Here is a 19381-nt window from a genome sequence, read left to right on the forward strand (position 1 = left end):
CGCGCCACATTCGGAGGGAGATGTGATCGGGGCCATATCTATGAGCCGCTTTTCGAATGTAGGGCGCTCTCCGGGCCGGTGTCACTGCACCGCGAGGAGAACATTTCATCCGGAATATTGGCGCGGGAGCCAAAATTCGGGCGACCGCGCCCGTAGCCTTGCCGCCGTTTGTGTGGTCGGAAACAATCGGCCCATGTCCGTCGTGTTGTCCCCGGTGGCCGGAGACGCCCCGCTCGTCGCCCGGTTGCTGGCTCGCTGGCCCCAGATCGCCGAGCGCATGCTCGCCGCAGGTCTCGGCACCACCCCTCCGGCCGCCGACCTGCCGGAGGGTCACTTCACGGCCGAGGTGCTTCCGGCGATCTACGCCTGCGGCCGCGCGGTGCTCCAGGCGATCGGCGAACAGCGCAGCTTCACCCAGACCGAGGTCGCGACGTTCGTCGCTCCGGTGGCCGAGCGGCACGCCGAGGACCGGCTCCCGTTGCCCGTGCTGATCGAGGCCATGCACGGTTCCGCGCAGTCGGTGCTCCATGAGGCGGCCGCGCTGGCCTCCCGCGAAGAACTCGACGAACTCGTCCTGGTCGTCAGCAGGCTGCTCGAGCTGCTCATGCGGATCAACATCACCGTCGTCGAGGCCTACACCGAGGTCGAGCAGTCCATCTACAACGCCGAACGGGAGGCGCGTCGCGCCCTGTGCTCGGCGCTGCTGCACGGGCTGCCCGCCGCCGAGCTGGCGGCGCGGGCGGACACCGCACTCGCCGAGCAATACACGGTGCTCGCGATCCACATCCGCCACCACGACCAGCCGAGCACGGTCGCCACGCTCGTCGGGCGGCGACGCATCCGGCTGCTGCACCGCGCCTTGGACGCTCTCGCGGGCACCACCACACTGGCCACTTTCGACGGCTGGACCGGAATCGCGTTGCTGCCCAGCGCTTCCGACGCCGAACTCGACGACACCCGCTACCACCGGCTGGCCGAGGAACTGACCGAACACTTCGGGGCGCCGGTGTTCCTCGCCGAATACGCGTCCGTGCCACGGGACGCCATCGCCGGGACCGCGAAGGAAGCCACCGACCTCGCCGAACTCGCGCGGCTGCTCGGCAAGCCCGCGGGCGTCTACCGGCTCGACGACCTGCTGCTGGAATACCAGCTCACCAGACCGGGTACCGCGCGCGCACGGCTGGCCGAGCGCATCTCCCCCATTCTGGACAGTCCGCACCTGCTCGAGGCGCTCGACGCGCACCTGCGCCACGGCTCCGACCGCAAAGCCGCGGCGGCCGAGATCCACGTGCACCCCAACACCTTCAGCTATCGCTTGCGCCGCGTCGCCGAACTCACCGGCGTCGATCCCACCGATCCACACGATTCGCGGTTACTGGCGGCCGCGCTGACGATTCAGCGCCTGTATCCCGTCCGGGCGGCCGGTGAGGGCAGGTCCTAGCCGGAAACTCGCTCGCGCCGCGCGCCGGTCGTGGCTACCGTCCGACGGATGGGAGACGAGCGCGAGTCGATCGAGGGGGGCGGCTATCTGCTGACCGGTCGATCGCTGAGCGAATACCGGGCCATGTTCGCGCTCACCGGCGACGACCTGCGTGGCGAGATCCTCGACTGCCCCGGAGGCGCCGCGAGCTTCGCGGTGGAGGCGGCCGGGCTCGGTGCGCGGGTGGTCGCTGTGGATCCGGTCTATCGGCTGCCCGCCGCGGAGCTGACCGCTCTGGCGGCCGAGGAACTCGAGCACAGCACGTCCCACACGACAGCCGCCGCCGCCCGCTACGTCTGGGATTTCTACGGCGATCCGGACGGTCATCGGCTTGTGCGGGAAGCCGCCGCAGCCCGGTTCGCCGAGGATCTGCGCGCCAACCCGTGGCGCTACCGCTTCGGCCTCCTGCCCGCGCTCGATTTCCCCGATCGCGCCTTCGACCTGGTGCTGAGTTCACATCTACTGTTCACCTACGCCGACCGCCTCGATTTCGACTTCCACTTGGCGACGCTGCGGGAACTGGCGCGATTGAGCCGTGGCGAGGTCCGGGTGTTCCCACTCGCCGACCACGCGGGCGGGCCGCTGGACGACCTGCTCGCTCGCCTCCGGAAGGCGTTGCACGCCGGAGGAATTCGAACGGATATCGCCGAAGTGGACTTCGAGTTCCAGCCCGGGGCGCGCTCGATGCTGCGATTGACCGCGGCCTGACAGGGTCCGAGCACACCAGGGTCGCCACGCGCTCGCGGGCGTTGACCGCGACACCGCCGTCACGGTCCTCGCCCCCGCCGGGCTCATCACGCGGGGCCGCGTCGTCGCCGCGTTCGCGATCCCACGTGAGCACCACCCGACCTGGCCCGAGCGAGCGAACCTGTGTTAACTTCACTGCGAATGGCAGTTAACTTAACTGATCGGAGAGGGCTATGAGGTCCGCCGTCATCGTCGATGTCGTCCGTACACCGTCCGGTAAGGGCAAGGCAGGCGGCGGCCTGTCGGAAGTGCATCCGGCCACCCTGCTTGCCGGCGTGCTCGCCGAACTCGTCGCCCGCAACGACCTCGATCCCGCGCTGGTGGACGACGTGGTCGGCGGATGCGTCACGCAGAGCGGGGAGCAGGCGTTCAACATCAGCAGGACCGCAGCGCTGGCCGCCGGGTTCCCGGAGTCGGTGCCCGCCACCACGGTGGACCGGCAGTGCGGGTCCAGCCAGCAGGCGGCGCACTTCGCGGCGCAGGGTGTCATCGCGGGCGCCTACGACATCGCGATCGCCTGCGGGGTGGAGTCGATGAGCCGCGCGCCGATGTTCTCCAACGGCCAGGGCAAGGACGCCAACCGCGGCCCGCTCGCGCACCGGTACCCGGAGGGCTTGATCCAGCAGGGCATCGCGGCCGAGGTGATCAGCGCCCGGTGGAAGTTCGATCGCGCCGCGCTCGACGAGTTCGCGGCCCGCTCGCATCGGCTCGCGGCCGAGACCGCGGCGGCGGGCGGTTTCGACAACGAATTGGTCGCCGCGGGCACGCTGACGGCCGACGAGACCATCAGGCCCGCCACCACCGGCGAAAGCCTCGCGAAGCTGCGGCCCGCCTTCGTCGACGATCAGTACACAGCGCGCTTCCCCGAGATCGAGTGGTCGATCACCCCGGGCAACTCCTCGCCGCTGACCGACGGCGCCTCCGCCGCGCTGATCATGAGCGAGGAGGCCGCGGCGAAGCTCGGGCTGCGCCCGCGCGCCCGCTTCCACTCGTTCGCCGTGCTGGGCGACGATCCGCTGCTCATGCTCACGGCCGTCATCCCGGCCACGCGCAAGGTGCTGGATCGCGCCGGACTGAGCATCGATGACATCGACGCCTACGAGGTGAACGAAGCGTTCGCGCCCGTGCCGCTGGTCTGGCAGCAGGAGGTGAACGCCGATCCGGACAAGCTGAACCCCCGTGGCGGCGCGATCGCCCTCGGCCACCCGCTGGGCGCCTCCGGCACCCGCATCCTGTCGACGCTGGTCAACCACTTGGAGCAGACCGGCGGCCGCTTCGGCCTGCAGACGATGTGCGAGGCGGGTGGTCTGGCCAACGCGACGATCATCGAACGCCTCGGATGAGCGCCCGCACGGCACTGATCACCGGCGGGTCGCGCGGAATCGGCGCGGAGGTGGCGCGCCGCTTGGCGGGCGAGGGCTATCACCTGACGCTGGCCGCGCGCACGCCCGAAACCCTCGAGCAGACCGCGGCCCGCCTGCGCGAGGAGACGGGCGCCGCCGTGCACACCGTGGTCGCGCAGATGACCGACCTCGATCAGGTGCGCGCTCTGGCGCAGGCACACGAGGAACGCTTCGGTGGGATGAACGTGCTGGTCCTGAGCGCGGGCACCGGCACGGCCGGCGCCGTGGCCGACCTGCCCGCGAAGGCGTACGAGCGCATGCTCGACGTGAACTTCCGCGCGCCGTTGACCCTGATCCAGGCGGCGCTCCCACTGCTACGCAAGAGCGCGAGCACCGACCGTGAGCGCGGCGCGAAGATCGTCGCGCTCGCATCGATCACCGGCGTCGCCGGGGAAGCGGGCCTCGCCGCGTACGGCGCGACAAAGGCGGCGCTCATTTCGCTGTGCGAGACGGTTTCGCTGGAGGAGTCCGGGAACGGCGTCAGTGCGACGGCGGTGTCTCCCGGTTACGTCGACACCGATATGACCGCGTGGAAGCGGGAGGTGCTCGACCGATCCGCCATGCTCACCACCGGTGACATCGCCGAAATGGTGCTGGCGATCACCCGGTTGTCCCGCAACGCGGTGGTGCCGAACATCGTGCTGTCCCGTGCCGGTGACCAGCTGTGGCGCGCTTGAGCACCGTTACCGGACAGCGACCGAAGTGCGGGTCCGTCGTCGGAAGTAGCGCGCGAATCCGCGTTCGGTGAATTGCTATTCGGGTCGGACAATTCGACGCTGAATTGTCCGACGCGATTGTGGCGATTACGCGTAATCGCCGCCCGGCATTTACCGCCGAGAATTAGCCCGGCGCCTACCGAAACCCAGCGGTAGGCGCCGGTGGCGCATCAGAGGTAGGCGCCGCACACAGGCCAGGCGCCCGGACCCTGGGTCGCGAGCACGTTCTCGGCGACGCGGATCTGCTCTTCGCGGCTGGCGCCCGAGGGGCTGCCGGAGCCGCCGTTGGCCTCCCAGGTGCTCTGGGTGAACTGCAGGCCGCCGGCGAAGCCGTTACCGGTGTTGGTGGACCAGTTGCCACTGCTCTCGCACTGCGCGACAGCGTCCCAGTTGTGGGCCGACGCGGTGGCGGTCGAGAGACCGAACGGCACGGCGACGAAAGCGCCGATGGCCGCGGTGAAGCCGAGAACACGAGTGGTGAATTTACGGTTATGCGACATGAGATTTCCTGCCTGCGCCCACCGGCTCGGCGTACGTATATCGCCGCGCCCCTGTCCCCAGGAAGGTTGTGGACACTCGAACCGCGGGACAGGGTTTCCGGCGTTCTGCGATTCGAGCTCGATCTCGGTGTTGCCCCGAGCCGTCACCGACGTTAGCGGAGATGTCGCGGCAGATCACGTTCGAATAACGTGCCGCTACGTTTGACCCCTGGTCGAGACTCCCTGTCATTCCCGCAGGTCGATCGGCGGAAAATCCGCCATATCGAACGTGCGTAATGCTTCCGTTATGTGTTCGAGATCACGATTAGATCGTGAAACGAGTCGCATTTTCCCAGGTCCACGACTTGCGGTAGTAGGCAGACAACCGTCGCGCTTGCCGCGCGGGCGGCTTCAGCGACCGAGTCGTTACCTTCCATATCCACCACTTTCCGCGCCGTGTCCGATGCGACGACGGCGCGGCGCGGAAGCGATCCGTGACCTGGATACGGGGTCTCCGCGCGTGCATCGCACGATCGCGGACGTGCTCACGCCGACCTCGCGAAAACGGCGCGGACCAGGCGTTATAGCCGTGGACCGTGGAGACGAGAGCGTCTTCGTCTCCACGGCCCCCGCCCAGGGACACACCAACGGTTCGCCACCCCGGCACGACGGCGGCCGGAACCATTGCCGTAGATAACGACTCGGACTACTTCCCGTGCGCCCGCAACTGGTAGAGCCCCTCGGTCTCCGCGACGACCACACCGTCGGCGTCGGTCACCACCGCACGTAACGTGAAGTCGGCTTTGCCGTTCGCGGCCGCCTCTTCGCCGATGCGCGCGATCTCCTCCTCCGACAGCGTCGCCTCCGCGCGCACGTCGGTCTTGGCCGGCTTGCGGAAGAAGATGCGCAGATCCTTCACCAGCGGATAGAACGCCGAGTTGTCGAAGGTCGCGACCGCGATCGCGCCGCCGAGGATCTCGGCGACGGTGAACAGCACACCGGCGTACATCACGCCGAAGTGGTTGCCGTTGCCCTCGGCGGGCACCGAGGTCGCCGCGAAACCGCGGCGCACCTCCACCGCTTGCACACCCATCTTGTGCGCGATCGGGATGGTGAATTCCAATGCCCCGTTGACGATGTCCTTGAACGGAGGAGTTTCGACGTCGCTCATCGCAATCGTCCCTTCACGCCGGAGGTGGCCAGCACCTCGTTGTCTCTGCCACGGCCACCTGGGTGGACCTCACCGAAGCGTAGGCCCCCGGGGTCCGCGCACCGACAAGGTGTTGGCGCCGCGCCAACACCGTCGGTCACCCGATCAGAGGCTGCGGGCGATGATCTCCTTCATGATCTCGTTGGTGCCGCCGTAGATCTTCTGCACCCGGCTGTCGGTCCACATCCGGGAGATCGGATATTCGGTCATGTAGCCGTAGCCGCCGTGCAGCTGGAGGCAGTCGTCGGCCACCGACATGGCGCGGTCGGTAGTCCACCACTTGGCCATCGCGACGGTCGGGATGTCCAGTTCCCCGCGCAGATGCCGTGCGATGCAGTCGTCCAGGAAGACGCGGGCCACCCGGGTCTCGGTGGCCGCCTCGGCGAGGGTGAACTTGGTGTTCTGGAACGCGAACAGCGGCTTGCCGAAGGCGTGCCGCTCCTTCGTGTAGCGCAGCGTCACCTCCAGTGCGGCCTCCATCCCGGCCACCGACCCGACGGCGATGATCAGCCGCTCCTGCGGGAGCTGCTGCATCAGCTGGACGAAGCCCTGGCCTTCCTGCGTGCCGAGCAGGTTCGACACCGGAACCCGGACGTCCTCGAAGAACAGCTCGGAGGTGTCCTGCCCCTTCTGACCGACCTTGTCCAGCACCCGGCCGCGCCGGAAGCCCGGCCGGTCGGCCTCGACCAGAACCAGCGAGATGCCGCTCGCGCCCTCGCTGGTGTCGGTCTTGGCGACCACGATGATGAGGTCGGCCTGGCTGCCGTTGGTGATGAAGGTCTTGGAGCCGTTCACCACGTACTCGTCGCCATCGCGGATCGCCTTGGTCTTCACGTTCTGCAGGTCCGACCCCGTGCCGGGCTCGGTCATGGCGATCGCGCCGACGACCTCACCGCTGGCCATCTTCGGCAGCCACTGGCGCTTCTGCTCTTCGGTGCCGTAGTGCAGCAGGTAGTGCGCGACGATGCCGCTGTGCAGCGTGGCGCCCCACGAGGTGTCGAACGCCTTGGCCTGCTCTTCGATGAGCACGGCCTCGTGCGCGAAGGTGCCGCCACCCCCGCCGTACTCCTCCGGGATCGACGCGCACAGCAGGCCGAGCGCGCCCGCCTTGGTCCAGAAGTCACGGTCGACGTGGTGCTGCTCGATGAACTTGTCGATGTTCGGCGTCAACTCCTTCGCGAAGAACGAGCGGGCGAGCTCGCGCAGGGCGTCCAGGTCGTCGTCGAGCCAGGCGGACCGGTAGGTCGTCATCGGGTGTGTCCTTGCGAAAGTCTGATACCGACAGTTACGGGTACAGTGTGTACCAATCGACTGCCGGGTACAAGGTGTACCACTCGATCGGACGACGGATACGCTGAGCCGCGTGGCACGACAACCCTGGGTGGACACCGCCGACGCGCGACGGTCCACCAGCCACCGGCCAGGCCGGGACGAGCGTCGCCGCGCCATCGTGCAAGCCGCGATCGCGGCGATCGAGGAGGACGGTCCGCACGCGCTCACCGGCCGGATCGCCGATCGGGCCGGATTGGCCCGCACGCACGTCTACCGGCACTTCGCCAGCAAAGAGGAACTCGACCTGGCGGTCGCCCGGCACGCGCACCGGGATCTCACCGAACGCATTCGCGCGCAACTGGCCGTGGACGGCACACCGCTGGACATCATCCGCGCGCCTTTGGCCCAGCACGTGCGGTGGGCCGCCGAGCATCCCAATCTCTATCGGTTCCTGGTCGGACGCGACTACCGGCGCGGCCGCAACGAGCCGCGCGTCGGCGGAAGCGCTTTCGCCGCCGAGATCTCCGCGGCGGCGGCACGCTACCTGCCGGATTTCGGGGCCGACCCACTGGCCGCGGACCGGGTGGTGGTCGCACTGCTCGGCTTGGTCGACGCCTCGGTGCGCTGGTGGCTGGAGCACCACGACACCACCGAGACCGCCCTCGTCGACCGCCTGACCACCGAGTGCTGGTTGCTCATCGACAACCGCCTGCGCGATCTCGGCATCGCGATCGACCCGCGAAAACCACTGCCGGGCGACTGAACCGGCACCTCGCGCGAGATCGCCTGGTCACCGTGCGGCGGGGACCACCTCGCGCGTGATGGCGTGCACGAAATCGGGGAGATCACCCGGGTTGCGCGAGGTGAGCAGCGTCCACCCGCCCTCGGGGGAGCGCACCGCCGCTTCGTCGACCCAGTCGCCGCCCGCGTTGACGATGTCGGCACGAAGCGAGAAGTACGAGGTCAGTGTCTTACCCGGCACCAACTCGGCGTTCACCAGCAGCCATGGGCCGTGACAGATCGCGGCGATGGGCTTGCCCGCGCCCGCGAACTCCTTGGCCAATTCGATCGCCCGGTCGGTGACCCGCAACTTATCCGCGTTCACCGTGCCGCCGGGCACGACGAGCACGTCGAAATCGTCCACCGACACTTCGTGCAACGAGGCATCCGGCTGCACGACGACGTCTTTCTCCGTGTCGTGCTCATACGTCTGCACCTCTTCCCGCTTCGGCGCGGCATGGGTGACCCGCGCGCCGCGCTTGCGCAGTTCGTCGCGCGGCACCAGCAGCTCGTCCCGCTCCACCCCCGTGTTCGAGGTGATGATCAGCACGCGCGTTCCATCCAATTGATCGGTCATGAGCGACTCTCCTTTCGCCTCGGATTGGTCCTCTTTTCCGGCATGCCGCGCGAAGGCCGGGCTAAACCTCGCCGGCGGCGCGGTCAGCGGCGTCTTCCGGCGGCAACAGCGTGCTGGAGAGATGCTCTTGGGCCAGCCTGCGCAGCGCGGCGAGCAGGGTGTCGCCCAGAATCGTTCCGACGATGGCGGTTTCGGTCATCCGTTCCAGGCCGGGTTGGTTGCGGACCAGGGCGATGTCGGTGGCGGCGATGGCTTCGCCCGCGCCCGCGTAGTCGTCCATCGCGGCGACCACGTCGTCGTGGCCGAGCATGCGCAGGGCGGCGCAGACGTCCACGAGGGTGCCGCGCGCCGGGCTGTCGTCGTGGATCCGCCAGCCGCGCCGGTCCAGCAGTGCCGCGACGTCCTGCGCGGCGGCCTCCCGCTGCTCGTCACCGACCTGCGACCTCCGCCCGCCCAGCGCGTACTGCACATGGCCGAGCGACTCCCGCGCCGACAGGCTGCCGCTGTCGAGCGCCGCGAGCAGTTCCTTCGCCGCTTCGATGGACACACCGCCGATGTCCACCAGCGCCCGGATCAACCGCAGCCTGCTGACGTGGGCGTCGCTGTATTCGGCCTGATTGCGATGGGTTCGCACACCGGAGGGCAACAGCCCCTCGCGCACGTAGTACTTGATCGTCGCGGCGGGGACGCCGCTGGCGCGGCTGAGCTCGGCGATCCGCATCGGACTCCTCGGGCTGGGTCGGCTTCTTGACAGCAGATAGTACAGCTATCCATAATCGCTACTGATAGTAAAACTATCGATAGTTTGAGTTCCTGAAAGGTCTACGTGTCGTGACCGCCCTTTTCCAGCGTTTCCCCGCACTCTCCTGGCATCGGCCGCTGATGCTGCTCGCCGTGGCGATGGCGCTGCTGGTCGTCTGGTCGATCGGGGGGATGATCGTCGACGACCGCACCCTGACCGGGCTGCCGATCTGGGCCAAATCCGCCAAGTTCGCTCTTTCGGTGCTGATCTACGCCGTGACCTGGGCGTGGTTGCTCGCCCAGCTCACTCGATGGCGGCGCATCGCCTGGTGGGCGGGGACGGTGGCGGCGCTCGGCCTGGCGGTGGAACTGATCGTCATCACCACCCAGATCGTGCGGGGGACGACCAGCCACTTCAATTTCACGACGCCGTTGAACGCGGCGCTGTGGAACGTCATGGGTTCGTCCATCGTGGCGGTCTGGATCGCCACCCTCATCGCGTCGGCGGCGTTGTTCGCCGACCCGGCGGCCGACCCGGCCCGCAACGCGGCGATCCGGTACGGCGCCGCCCTCTCGCTCGCGGGCGCCGCACTGGGGATGCTGATGGTGCGGGCAACGCCCGAGCAGCGAGCGGCGGGCGGTTCGATCAGCGGCGCCCACACCGTCGGACTTGCCGACGGCGGCCCCGGACTGCCCCTGCTCGGCTGGAGCACGGCGGGCGGTGATCTGCGTGTCCCCCATTTTCTCGGAATGCACGCCCTGCAAGTGATTCCGCTGGTGCTACTCGCCCTCGAGTACGGTTCGCGGCGGATCCCGGCCTTACGCTCGGCGCAGACCAGGCGAACGCTCGTCGTGACCGCCGCGGCGACCTACGCGGCGCTGCTCACGGTGCTGACCTGGCAGGCACTGCGCGGGCAGTCGGTGGTCCATCCCGACGCGGCCACCCTGGCGGCTTTCGCTGCGACCGCTCTCGGTGCGACGGCGTTCACGGCCACCGCGCTGCGACCGAAACACATCGCGGCGCAGCGCTTCCCGGCAGGTGCGAACCGATGACGGAACTGCTCTTCGACCTCACCTTCTGGTTCGCGGCGCCGTTCTGGGCACTGATGATCCTCGCGCCGACATGGCGGAGGACCGCCGCGCTCGTCGCCTCGCCGCTCATCTGCCTCCCGCCCCTGATCATCTACGCGGCCCTGGTCGTGCCCGAGTTCGGCGCGTTCGCCGCGGCGCTGATCCGTCCGGAGCTGTCCGGTCTGCGGGCGGTACTCGGGGAAAGTTCCGGGGCCGCGGCGGCATGGGCGCACTTCGTGGCCTTCGACCTGTTCCTCGGGCGCTGGATCTTCTCCGACAGCCGCACCCGCGGCCTGCCATCGCTGCTGATCAGCCCGCTGCTCGCGCTCACCATCCTCTTCGCGCCGCTCGGCGTCCTGCTCTACCTGCTCATCCGATTCACCACGACCCCGGCGCCCGGCCGGACCGTCCCCACGGAGGCATGATGGAAACCCTCATCGTTCTGCTGACCACCCTGCTCGCGCTGCGCACGGCGGGGGCCCTCGGCGCGCGCCGGTTCGCCGCCTGGCCCACCTGCGCCGCCTACGCCCTCGGCGTGATGCTGATCATGACCGGCACAACGCATTTCCTGCCGGAGGCGTTCGCCGACTCCCCCGTTCCCACCCACGGCGATCTGCTCCCGATGGTGCCGCCGGTCGTCCCGTTCCCCGGCGCGATGGTCTACCTGACCGGTGTCCTGGAATTGCTCGGCGCGGCGGGCCTGTTCCGCACCCGCACCCGCCGGGCCGCGGGGCTCGGGCTCACCGCCCTGTTCGTCGTGATGCTGCCCGCCAACATCTACGCAGCCGTCTCCGACATCCCGTTCAACGGCGCACCCGCGACACCGCTGTGGGCACGTATTCCGGAGCAGGCGCTGTACATCGGCGCGGCGCTGTGGGCGGCCGGTGTCCTGCGCTCCACCCGGCGAGATGACCGCGACCACGGCCTTGCAGCAGAGCGCTCCGGAGAACACAGTGGCCTGACGGCACAACGCCATACCGAATCCGCCTTAGATTGACGGGTCATCGAAAAGTGTTGCTTTCGTAGTATTTCGACTCGCGGATCGCCGAGAGACGTTACGGCGCAAGGAGTGCCGTGGCGGCGGATGGGTACACCGGAACAGTGAGTGCTTCTAAGTATTTGGGCGTGCTCGTCAGCGCGCTGGCGACCGCTGTCGCAGTGTCCGCCTTCGCCGTACACCCCGCCGCAGCCGAGGCGGCGCGCGCACACGTGGTCGGGCAGGTTCCGCTCGGCGGCTCGGTATCTCAGATCGACGTCTATTCGCCGTCCATGGATCGGGTGGTCACCAATCGGGTGATCCGTGCGGCGGGGGGCGGTCCGGCTCCCACGCTGTATCTGCTCACCGGAATCGGCGGTGGGGTGGACGGGATCTCGTGGTGGGACGACACGGATGTGCGCGAGTTCTTCGCCGACAAGCGAGTCAATGTGGTGATGCCGGTCGGTGGCGCGTTCAGCATGTACACCGACTGGCGCGCCGACGATCCGGCGGTCGGACGAAACCGGTGGCAGACCTATCTGACCCGGGAACTTCCGCCGACCCTCGACGCCGAACTCGGGACGACCGGACGCAACGCGATCGCCGGGGTGTCGATGAGCGCAGGCTCCGCGATCGACCTCGCGATCCAGGCGCCCGCGGTGTACGACGCCGTGGCGGCCTACAGCGGGTGCCCGTGGGCCGCGGACGCCGCGGGCGCGGCGATGGTCACCGCGCAGGTCATCCGTGGCGGGGGCAACCCGGGCAACATGTGGGGATCGCCGGGCGACGCGCTCTGGCGGGCACACGACGCTTTCGCCAATGCGAGTGCGCTGGCCGGGAAAACCATCTTCTTGTCCGCCGCTTCGGGCACTCCGGGCGTGATAGATCGCGGCCTGCCCTTCCCGCCGATCGAGGCGATCGCGAGTTCCTGCACGGCGGCCTTCGCCGATCGTCTCGAGGAACTCGGGCTACCGGCGATTCACGTCAACCGCTCGGAGGGCTCGCACACTTGGGGGCAATTCGAGACCGACCTGCACGACTCCTGGCCGCACCTGGCCCCCGCCCTGGGCGCATAGGGGTTCTTTCAAGCCGTCGAGCGCTCCCCCTGCTACTCACAGGGCGGAGCCCCGACGACCCCCGTCTTGCCGGACAGCACGCGAGGCCGAACCCCGTCACGCCCCAGATCCGAGGCCGGGCAACGTTGTTCGACAGCGTTATTCGCGGCGGTCTCGATGCCCGCCGTCGAGCTTTCCGGCGTCCGAGGGCCGACGAGGGCTGCGCATCCGGACCGCAAGAACCATCGCCAGACCGCAGGTGACCAGCAGCGCTGCGACGGCGAAGGTCCACCGCGTACCACGTGCCACCTGCTCCGGCGCGGCGACGGTGACGTCGCTCGCGCCGACCGCGAAGGCGAAGACCGCTCCCATGACCGAGGCTCCGGTGATGAGGCCCAGGTTGCGGGAAAGGTTGAGCATGCCCGACACCAGGCCGCGCTGGTGCGGTGCGACGTCGTTCATGACCATCGTGTTGTTGGCCGCCTGGAACAGCGCGTAGCCGCAGGTGGTGATCATCAGCGGCAGGACGTATCCGATGACCCCGGCGGTGGTGGGCAGCATCGCGAGCGAGGCCGTGCCGCCGATCACGGCGCCGAGCCCGAGCACCACCATCGGTCCGGCGCCGAAGCGATCGGCGGCGCGCCCGGCGGGCACACCGGTGAGGGCGGACACCGCCGGACCGGCCGACATCACCAACCCGACAACGGCGGGAGCGAGATGCAGGGCACGGGCGAGATGGAAGGGGCCGACGACAAGGGTGGTCATGACGACGGTCGAGACCAAGGCGCTCGTCACCAGACGCTGCTCGTGCGGTCGGGCCGCGGGCTCACGCCCACACCGCGCGCGGTGGAACTGCGCGACCGCGTGCGCGACCTGGTCCGGGAGGCCGAAGAGGTGCTGCGACCGGCCGGCGCGCTGGTCCTGGCCGGGCTGGCCAGGACCTTCACGGTGCGGAGCAGCGACGGCTTCGTGGAGCGGTTCGGCCCCGAATTGGTGGCCGAGATCGGCCGCGCCGCCCCGGGCGTTCGGCTGCGCTTCGTGCAGAAGACGAAGAAGGACACCGGTCCCTTGCGCGATGGCAACGTCGACCTGGAGGTCGGAGTGATCGAGCGCGCGCTGCCCCCGGATATCGCGAGCACGTCCCTGTTCGCCGACCGGTTCGTCGGTGTGGTGCGCAGCGAGCATCCGCTGCGCACCGGGATGATCACGACGGCCCGCTATGCCTCCGCGCGGCACGTGCACGTCTCACGGCGCGGCCTGGACGAGGGCTTGGTCGACGAGGCTCTGCACCCCACCGGGCACCGGCGGGAGGTCGTGACGGTCGTGGACGGTTTCGGCGCCGCCTTGGCGCTGGCGAGATCCTCGGATCTGGTCGCGACGGTTCCGGAACGCCACACCACGGTGCTGCGGCGCGGGATGCACTCGTTCGCCCTGCCCTTTCGCGCTCCCGAGGTGACGGTGTCGTTGCTGTGGCACGTCCGGTTCGAGGCGGACGCGGCGCACCGCTGGCTGCGCGGCCGTGTGCTCGAGGTGTGCCGCTGACCGGACGGCACGGGAGCGGTGCGCGAGGAATCCTCGTCCTGATCGACGTCACAGACCTTCGTCGCGGGGGTATCGCGGGGCGAGCGCGGCCCGGTCGCCGAGACCGAAGTTCATGACGAGATCGTCGGCGACCCGGACCAGTACATCGCGCCCCTCGACCGCGGCCGCCCACTCCATCGGCAGTCCCGAGACGCCGTGCACCGCGCCGATCAGATTGCCCGCCACGGCACCGGTGGAATCGGAGTCGCCGGAGTGGTTCACCGACAGCAGCAGCGCCGCGCGCACATCGCCGGTCCTGGCCGCGTGCAGAGCGCAATACACCGCGATGGCCAGGCACTCCTCCGCGACCCACCCCTCGCCGACCTGCTCCACCTGTTCGGCGGAGACCACCCCCTCGGACAACTCGACCGCGCGGGTCAGCGCTTCCACGGTTTCCACGCTCGCGGGATGGGCCCGAAGCTGGTCGACCGTCTCGCGCACCGCGATCGGCAGCTCGATACCGGTCACCACGCGATCTATCAGTGCGGCGAACGCGCCCGCGGCCAGATATCCGGTGGGATGTCCGTGGGTCAGCTGCGCGGCCCGTGCCGCTGTGGTGAACGCCTGGTCCGGCCCCACACCGGCCAGCCCGAACGGCGCGGACCGCATCACCGTGCCGCAGCCTTTCGAATGCGCGTTCACCGGACCGGGTTCGCCCAGCGGCGCCGGCGCGAGGTATCCCCGCGCTTGCTGGTTCAGGCCGGACATACACGCGTTCCCCGGTGCGCGCGTCGCGTACAGGAAGGGCAGACTCGCCAGCCACCCGTCGACGTGCGGCGCGGGCTCCTCTTGACGCTGAGTCTGCAACCAGCGCAGATACGCTCGGCGCAGCGCGGGCACCGGATCGGCGCCCGGCTGCGACCGCAGCAATCCCTCCGCGGTGAACAGCGTCATCTGGGTGTCGTCGGTGATCTGCTGCGGTGCGTCCACAGCGTGCTGCGGCAGGAAGCCCGTCACTCCGTCGTCGCCGTAGCGCTGCCGAATCTGCTCCAGCCGCAGGAATTCGATGGGCCACCCCAGCGCGTCCCCCACCGCTCCGCCCAGCAGAGAACCGCGGACCCGATCGAAGATCGTCGTGTAATCCACCACGAGACATCATCTTCGCCCATGCGGAGCACGGTCCACCACCACGGTGCGGACCCCATATCAGTCCGGTGCCGGATCGGCGCCGGGCAAAGGCGCGGACGGGCTGGAGAGTCGATCCCGGCTCCGAGCGGGTAGCAGCGGCACGGCTTTATTCTGGAGCGCTCATCGAATCCGCGCGACGTGCCGCGAAGATCCGCCGTCCGAGCACGCCTTGCCTGGGTGCGAACAGGTACACGGCCGTGAAGAACAGTCCCTGGACCACCACGACCATGCCGCCGGGAGCCGTATCCAGGTGGTAGCTCAGGTACAGACCCGCCACCGCACAGGTCACCGAGACGGTGGGGGCGATGATCAGCATCCGGCCGAAGCGGTCGGTGAGCAGGTAGGCCGTCGCACCCGGGATGATGAGCATGGCGACCACGAGGACGACGCCGACCGCTTGCAGGGCGACCACGGCGGTGAGGGCGAGCAGGCCGAGCAGCGCCGTGCCGAGCAACCGGGGGCTGAGGCCGATGGCGTGCGCGTGCGTGGGGTCGAAGGCGTACAGGGTGAAGTCACGACGTTTGAGGACGAGCGCGGCGAGGGTGATCGCGGCCAGGATCACCACCTGGATCAACTCGGCGCGGCTCACACCCAGCAGATTGCCGAACACGATGTGGTTCAGGTCGGTCTGGCTCGGCGTCACCGAGACGAGCACCAGGCCGAACGCGAACAGCGTCGTGAAGACGATGCCGATGGCGGCGTCCTCCTTGATCCGGCTGGTGTCGCGCACCACGCCGATCAACGCCACCGCCAGGAACCCGAACACGATCGCGCCCACCGCGAACGGCAGCCCGAGGATGTAGGCCAGCACCACGCCGGGAAGCACGGCGTGCGAGACGGCATCCCCCATCAGCGACCACCCGATCAGCACCAGCCAGCAGGACAGCACCGCGCACACCAGCGCAGCGGTCACGGTGGTGGCCAGCGCGCGCACCATGAACTCGTAACGCAAGGGGTCGGTGAATATTTCGGTCCAGCTCATGCGTCCGTCCCACACTCGGCCGGGCTCACACCCGGTTCATCACATCCAGGCCGAACGCCCTGGCCAGGTTCTCCGGGCGCAGCACCGCATCGGGGCTGCCCTGGGCGAGCACCGTCCGCATCAGCAGCACCGCCTCGTCGGCGAGGCCGGGCAGGGCGTGCAGATCGTGCGTCGACACCAGGATGGTGGCGCCGTCGGCGGCGAGCTCGCGCAGCAGCGCGGTGATCGTGGCCTCCGAACGCTTGTCGACCCCCGCGAACGGCTCGTCGAGCAGCAGAACGGTCGCGCCCTGCGCCAGCCCGCGCGCGACGAAGGCGCGCTTGCGCTGCCCGCCGGACAACCGGCCGATCTGCCGGTCGGCGAGATCGGTCAGTTCCACCCGCTCCAGCGCCTGCGCGACGGCTTCCCGATCTGCCTTGCGCGCCCGACGGGTGATACCGAGCCGCCCGTACCGCCCGGTCATCACCACATCCCGCACCGAAAGCGGGAAAGTCCAGTCGACGTCCTCGCTCTGCGGGACGTAACCGAGAATCCCCGCCCGGCGCGCCGTCACGGGGGCGCCGCCGTCGATCCGCACCGTCCCGCGGTCGGGCCGGGCCAGACCCATGATCGTCTTGAACAAGGTGGATTTGCCGGAACCGTTCATCCCGATGAGACCGCACACCCGCCCCGCGTCGACGGTCAGGTCGACATTCTCGAGCGCGGGGACCTCGCCGTAGCGGACGGTGACGCCGCGCACCTCGATCGCGGGCGTGCTCATGGGCGGTGACCCGTCAGCGCGGAACCGATCGTTTGCGCGTCGTGCCTGAGCAGCGCCAGGTAGGTCGGTACGGGCCCGTCTGCCTCCGACAGCGAATCGACGTACAGCACGCCACCGAACGCCGCGCCGGTGGCTTCGACCACCCGGCGCATCGGCGCGTCCGACACCGTGGACTCACAGAACACCGCAGGCACCCGCTGACCTCGGACGAAGTCGATGGCCGACGCGATCTGCTGGGGCGTGGCCTGCTGCTCGGCATTGACCGCCCAGATGTACTTCTCGGTGAGTCCGGCGTCGCGGGCCAGGTAGGAGAAGGCGCCCTCGCACGTGACCAGAGCGCGCTCGTTCGGCGCTAGGGCGTTCAAGGTGCCGGTCAATTCGTCGTGCACCTTGCGCAGCTCGGACTTGTACCGCTCCGCGTTGGCGCGGAAATCGGCCGCATGGGCAGGTGCGAGTTCACCGAACGCGCGCACCATGTTGTCGACGTAGATCTGGGCGTTGTGCGGCGACATCCACGCGTGCGGGTTCGGTTTGCCCTGGTAGGCGTCCTCGCGGATCGGCAGCGCGGCGACGCCCTCGCTCACCACGACGTGCTTCACCCGCAGGTCGGAGACGAACTGGGCGAACCACGCCTCCAGATTCAGTCCGTTGTCCAAGATGAGATCCGCTTTGGACGCCTTCTTGATGTCGCCCGGTGTCGGCTCGTAGCCGTGGATCTCGGCACCCGCCTTGGTGATCGACTCCACCGTCAAATGCTCGCCCGCCACGTTCCGGGCGATGTCCGCGAGCACCGTGAACGTGGTGAGCACCACCGGCCGGTCGCCGGCGCCCGCCTCCGTGGCAGCACAGGCGGTGAGGGCGCATGCCATGGCGCCCACCGCCATTGCCGCCACCCATCGACGCGGAGACCGAGCGAGCACGCGGCGGAGCCGAACCTTCATGCACAGAGATAATAAGTTCGGCAAGCCGAACTTACAAGTTCGAGCTGATGAAACCCCTCGCGCTCGTCGTCCAGTGGTTGCCCACGGCTCACAGCAGCGGCAACGGCGAAGACTCCGGGAAGACGATCGGCAGAGCGGTCAGCGCTCGATGGAACGGGCCCGGCCGCCAGGTCAGTTCACCGGGCTCTACCGCGAGGCGGATCTCCGGCAAGGCGTCGAGCAATTGATCGATCGCGTCCTGGGCGATCAGATAGGCCAGCGAATTCGCCGGACACGCGTGCGGACCCCCGCCGAACGCGAGATGGGCACGATTGCCCGCGAACTGTCCGGCGCGGATCGCGGGATCGGTGTTGCAGGCGGCGATGCTGATCACGACCGGTTGATGAGCGGGCAACCAGACGTCGTCGATGAGGATCGGCTGCTTCGGGAAGCTGAAGCAGAAGTTCGCCATCGGCGGATCGTTGAACAGCACCTCGTCCAGAGCGTCCCGGGTGGACAGGCTGCCGCCGAGCACGCTGCCGCCGAACCGCTCGTCGGTGAGGATCAGCAGCAGCGTGTTGACGATCAGATTCTGCTGGGGCTCGATGCCTGCGCCGTACAGCGTGCCCAGCTGGTGCACCATTTCGGTGTCGCTCAGCCCGGCCGGGTGCCGGAGCATGCGCGTGGCGATGTCGTCCCCGGGTTCGGCCCGTTTCAGCACGGTCAGCTCCCCCAGCGAATCGATGAGCATCTTGTTCCCGCGCTCGGCCTCGACACCCTCGAAGATCGCGGCCAGGCCGGTGGCGGCGCGCTGGGCGATCTCGTCTGGGCAACCCAGCATGGCGTTCAGCACCGCGAAGGAAAGCGGAAACGCGTACTGGCGCACCACATCCGCGGACCCGTCCGCGCAGAACGAGTTGATCAGCGGCGTCGCCAGCTGCGCGACCGTGTCGCGCAAGCCGTACATGTCGATCTTCTCCAGCCCCGCGACGTTGGCCTGCCGGTAGCGGGCGTGCTCGGCCCCGGCATTCCGCAACGCGTTGGGCCGCCACTGCATCATCGGCAGCACCGGGCAGTCGGCGGCGATGTCCTGCTGCCACGCGCGGGGGTCGGCCGGAAAGTGCTCCGGGTCGTTCACGATCCGCACGGCGGCGTGATAGCCGATCACCAAGGTCGCCGGTACATCCGGCGCCAGTTCCACCGGCGCCAGCGAGCCGTACCGCGCCCGCATCTCGCGATAGGCAGCGTGTGGGTCCGCGGCGAATTCGGCGGAGTACAAAGGGATCCGCGGGCCGTCGGTATCGATCGGCGAACCATGCGGCGCGTGGCTGTGCGCGGAGGACGGGGACATCGTCATCGAAAGAGCTCCAGGCGGTCGGACAACAAGATCCGAAGCGTAGGCAGCTTGCCGAGCGTCCGTACGGCAAATGGCGAGAGATGACCGGCCGGTGCAATTTGCTATAGAATTGCCCAAGATTCGACGCGTAGACCTGATCGAAGGCG

General features: G+C 68.8%; 21 protein-coding genes. 10 read left to right on the forward strand and 11 right to left on the reverse strand.

Annotated features, from left to right (window positions below):
- Positions 1–193: 193 nt before the first annotated feature.
- The 4 genes from ON29_RS21185 to ON29_RS21200 all read left to right on the forward strand — a co-directional run bounded on the left by ON29_RS21185 (position 194) and on the right by ON29_RS21200 (position 4307).
- The gene (locus ON29_RS21185) at positions 194–1441 is read left to right on the forward strand and encodes a PucR family transcriptional regulator (RefSeq protein WP_040868778.1); all 1248 of its coding nucleotides are present in this window, start codon (positions 194–196) and stop codon (positions 1439–1441) included.
- Positions 1442–1489: 48 nt separating this feature from the next.
- Entirely contained in the window at positions 1490–2188 is a 699-nt protein-coding gene (locus tag ON29_RS21190) for a hypothetical protein (RefSeq protein ID WP_063825355.1), read from the forward strand.
- Between the two features lie 212 nt (positions 2189–2400).
- Complete coding sequence (locus ON29_RS21195; RefSeq protein WP_040868779.1) at positions 2401–3570, forward strand: thiolase family protein; 1170 nt, start codon at positions 2401–2403, stop codon at positions 3568–3570.
- Positions 3567–4307: an SDR family NAD(P)-dependent oxidoreductase gene (locus ON29_RS21200; protein WP_040868781.1), complete on the forward strand. Its 741-nt coding sequence runs from the start codon at positions 3567–3569 to the stop codon at positions 4305–4307. The genes ON29_RS21195 and ON29_RS21200 overlap by 4 nt, the downstream gene beginning before the upstream one ends.
- 209 nt (positions 4308–4516) lie before the next feature.
- On the opposite strand, the gene ON29_RS21205 is transcribed toward ON29_RS21200, so the two are convergent.
- The 3 genes from ON29_RS21205 to ON29_RS21215 form a co-directional block, all read right to left on the reverse strand.
- Positions 4517–4846, reverse strand: coding sequence for a transglycosylase family protein (locus ON29_RS21205; RefSeq protein WP_040868784.1), 330 nt, complete (start codon positions 4844–4846; stop codon positions 4517–4519).
- 685 nt (positions 4847–5531) lie between these two features.
- Positions 5532–5996 carry a PaaI family thioesterase gene (locus ON29_RS21210; protein WP_040868786.1) on the reverse strand — a complete coding sequence of 155 codons (465 nt, stop codon included), beginning with the start codon at positions 5994–5996 and terminating at the stop codon, positions 5532–5534.
- Positions 5997–6140: 144 nt separating this feature from the next.
- Positions 6141–7286 carry an acyl-CoA dehydrogenase family protein gene (locus tag ON29_RS21215; RefSeq protein ID WP_040868788.1) on the reverse strand — a complete coding sequence of 382 codons (1146 nt, stop codon included), beginning with the start codon at positions 7284–7286 and terminating at the stop codon, positions 6141–6143.
- A 112-nt stretch (positions 7287–7398) separates the two neighbouring features.
- Here ON29_RS21215 and ON29_RS21220 point away from each other — a divergent pair, with 112 nt between their 5' ends.
- The gene (locus ON29_RS21220) at positions 7399–8070 is read left to right on the forward strand and encodes a TetR/AcrR family transcriptional regulator (RefSeq protein ID WP_040868790.1); all 672 of its coding nucleotides are present in this window, start codon (positions 7399–7401) and stop codon (positions 8068–8070) included.
- 27 nt (positions 8071–8097) lie between these two features.
- On the opposite strand, the gene ON29_RS21225 is transcribed toward ON29_RS21220, so the two are convergent.
- Together ON29_RS21225 and ON29_RS21230 are read right to left on the reverse strand one after the other, a co-directional pair.
- Positions 8098–8664 carry a type 1 glutamine amidotransferase domain-containing protein gene (locus ON29_RS21225; RefSeq protein WP_040868792.1) on the reverse strand — a complete coding sequence of 189 codons (567 nt, stop codon included), beginning with the start codon at positions 8662–8664 and terminating at the stop codon, positions 8098–8100.
- Positions 8665–8725: 61 nt separating this feature from the next.
- Positions 8726–9385 carry a MerR family transcriptional regulator gene (locus ON29_RS21230; protein ID WP_040868793.1) on the reverse strand — a complete coding sequence of 220 codons (660 nt, stop codon included), beginning with the start codon at positions 9383–9385 and terminating at the stop codon, positions 8726–8728.
- 110 nt (positions 9386–9495) lie between these two features.
- Here ON29_RS21230 and ON29_RS21235 point away from each other — a divergent pair, with 110 nt between their 5' ends.
- The 4 genes from ON29_RS21235 to ON29_RS21250 all read left to right on the forward strand — a co-directional run bounded on the left by ON29_RS21235 (position 9496) and on the right by ON29_RS21250 (position 12528).
- Positions 9496–10458 carry a hypothetical protein gene (locus ON29_RS21235; RefSeq protein ID WP_217999248.1) on the forward strand — a complete coding sequence of 321 codons (963 nt, stop codon included), beginning with the start codon at positions 9496–9498 and terminating at the stop codon, positions 10456–10458.
- Positions 10455–10901, forward strand: coding sequence for an ABA4-like family protein (locus ON29_RS21240; protein ID WP_051175434.1), 447 nt, complete (start codon positions 10455–10457; stop codon positions 10899–10901). The genes ON29_RS21235 and ON29_RS21240 overlap by 4 nt, the downstream gene beginning before the upstream one ends.
- Positions 10901–11473, forward strand: a complete 573-nt coding sequence (locus ON29_RS21245; RefSeq protein ID WP_063825356.1) for a DoxX family protein — start codon at positions 10901–10903, stop codon at positions 11471–11473. The genes ON29_RS21240 and ON29_RS21245 overlap by 1 nt, the downstream gene beginning before the upstream one ends.
- 104 nt (positions 11474–11577) lie before the next feature.
- Positions 11578–12528, forward strand: a complete 951-nt coding sequence (locus ON29_RS21250) for an alpha/beta hydrolase (RefSeq protein ID WP_083863937.1) — start codon at positions 11578–11580, stop codon at positions 12526–12528.
- Positions 12529–12666: 138 nt separating this feature from the next.
- Here ON29_RS21250 and ON29_RS21255 read toward each other — a convergent pair whose 3' ends face one another.
- The gene (locus tag ON29_RS21255; RefSeq protein ID WP_217999250.1) at positions 12667–13302 is read right to left on the reverse strand and encodes an MFS transporter; all 636 of its coding nucleotides are present in this window, start codon (positions 13300–13302) and stop codon (positions 12667–12669) included.
- A gap of 51 nt (positions 13303–13353) precedes the next feature.
- Between ON29_RS21255 and ON29_RS21260 the strand changes: the two genes are divergently transcribed.
- Positions 13354–14049, forward strand: coding sequence for a LysR substrate-binding domain-containing protein (locus tag ON29_RS21260; RefSeq protein WP_217999252.1), 696 nt, complete (start codon positions 13354–13356; stop codon positions 14047–14049).
- A 48-nt stretch (positions 14050–14097) separates the two neighbouring features.
- Here ON29_RS21260 and ON29_RS21265 read toward each other — a convergent pair whose 3' ends face one another.
- The 5 genes from ON29_RS21265 to ON29_RS21285 all read right to left on the reverse strand — a co-directional run bounded on the left by ON29_RS21265 (position 14098) and on the right by ON29_RS21285 (position 19235).
- Positions 14098–15174, reverse strand: coding sequence for an ADP-ribosylglycohydrolase family protein (locus tag ON29_RS21265; protein ID WP_245549046.1), 1077 nt, complete (start codon positions 15172–15174; stop codon positions 14098–14100).
- 148 nt (positions 15175–15322) lie between these two features.
- Positions 15323–16198: a metal ABC transporter permease gene (locus ON29_RS21270; protein WP_040869032.1), complete on the reverse strand. Its 876-nt coding sequence runs from the start codon at positions 16196–16198 to the stop codon at positions 15323–15325.
- 25 nt (positions 16199–16223) lie between these two features.
- Complete coding sequence (locus ON29_RS21275) at positions 16224–16958, reverse strand: metal ABC transporter ATP-binding protein (RefSeq protein WP_040868799.1); 735 nt, start codon at positions 16956–16958, stop codon at positions 16224–16226.
- The gene (locus tag ON29_RS21280) at positions 16955–17827 is read right to left on the reverse strand and encodes a metal ABC transporter substrate-binding protein (RefSeq protein WP_245549061.1); all 873 of its coding nucleotides are present in this window, start codon (positions 17825–17827) and stop codon (positions 16955–16957) included. Before ON29_RS21280 ends, ON29_RS21275 begins: the two co-directional genes overlap by 4 nt.
- Positions 17828–17987: 160 nt before the next feature.
- Entirely contained in the window at positions 17988–19235 is a 1248-nt protein-coding gene (locus tag ON29_RS21285; protein ID WP_040868802.1) for a cytochrome P450, read from the reverse strand.
- Positions 19236–19381 lie beyond the last annotated feature (146 nt).

Origin of the sequence: Nocardia exalbida NBRC 100660 (assembly GCF_000308575.1) — a bacterium.
In the GTDB taxonomy this organism is placed as follows: domain Bacteria; phylum Actinomycetota; class Actinomycetes; order Mycobacteriales; family Mycobacteriaceae; genus Nocardia; species Nocardia exalbida.

Bases quoted from the DNA above. Each gene is read 5' to 3' on its own strand.
- ON29_RS21185 (WP_040868778.1), top strand. From the start codon at position 194: ATGTCCGTCGTGTTGTCCCCGGTGGCCGGAGACGCCCCGCTCGTCGCC.
- ON29_RS21190 (WP_063825355.1), top strand. From the start codon at position 1,490: ATGGGAGACGAGCGCGAGTCGATCGAGGGGGGCGGCTATCTGCTGACC.
- ON29_RS21195 (WP_040868779.1), top strand. From the start codon at position 2,401: ATGAGGTCCGCCGTCATCGTCGATGTCGTCCGTACACCGTCCGGTAAG.
- ON29_RS21200 (WP_040868781.1), top strand. From the start codon at position 3,567: ATGAGCGCCCGCACGGCACTGATCACCGGCGGGTCGCGCGGAATCGGC.
- ON29_RS21205 (WP_040868784.1), bottom strand. From the start codon at position 4,846: ATGTCGCATAACCGTAAATTCACCACTCGTGTTCTCGGCTTCACCGCG.
- ON29_RS21210 (WP_040868786.1), bottom strand. From the start codon at position 5,996: ATGAGCGACGTCGAAACTCCTCCGTTCAAGGACATCGTCAACGGGGCA.
- ON29_RS21215 (WP_040868788.1), bottom strand. From the start codon at position 7,286: ATGACGACCTACCGGTCCGCCTGGCTCGACGACGACCTGGACGCCCTG.
- ON29_RS21225 (WP_040868792.1), bottom strand. From the start codon at position 8,664: ATGACCGATCAATTGGATGGAACGCGCGTGCTGATCATCACCTCGAAC.
- ON29_RS21230 (WP_040868793.1), bottom strand. From the start codon at position 9,385: ATGCGGATCGCCGAGCTCAGCCGCGCCAGCGGCGTCCCCGCCGCGACG.
- ON29_RS21240 (WP_051175434.1), top strand. From the start codon at position 10,455: ATGACGGAACTGCTCTTCGACCTCACCTTCTGGTTCGCGGCGCCGTTC.
- ON29_RS21245 (WP_063825356.1), top strand. From the start codon at position 10,901: ATGGAAACCCTCATCGTTCTGCTGACCACCCTGCTCGCGCTGCGCACG.
- ON29_RS21270 (WP_040869032.1), bottom strand. From the start codon at position 16,198: ATGAGCTGGACCGAAATATTCACCGACCCCTTGCGTTACGAGTTCATG.
- ON29_RS21275 (WP_040868799.1), bottom strand. From the start codon at position 16,958: ATGAGCACGCCCGCGATCGAGGTGCGCGGCGTCACCGTCCGCTACGGC.
- ON29_RS21280 (WP_245549061.1), bottom strand. From the start codon at position 17,827: ATGGCATGCGCCCTCACCGCCTGTGCTGCCACGGAGGCGGGCGCCGGC.
- ON29_RS21285 (WP_040868802.1), bottom strand. From the start codon at position 19,235: ATGACGATGTCCCCGTCCTCCGCGCACAGCCACGCGCCGCATGGTTCG.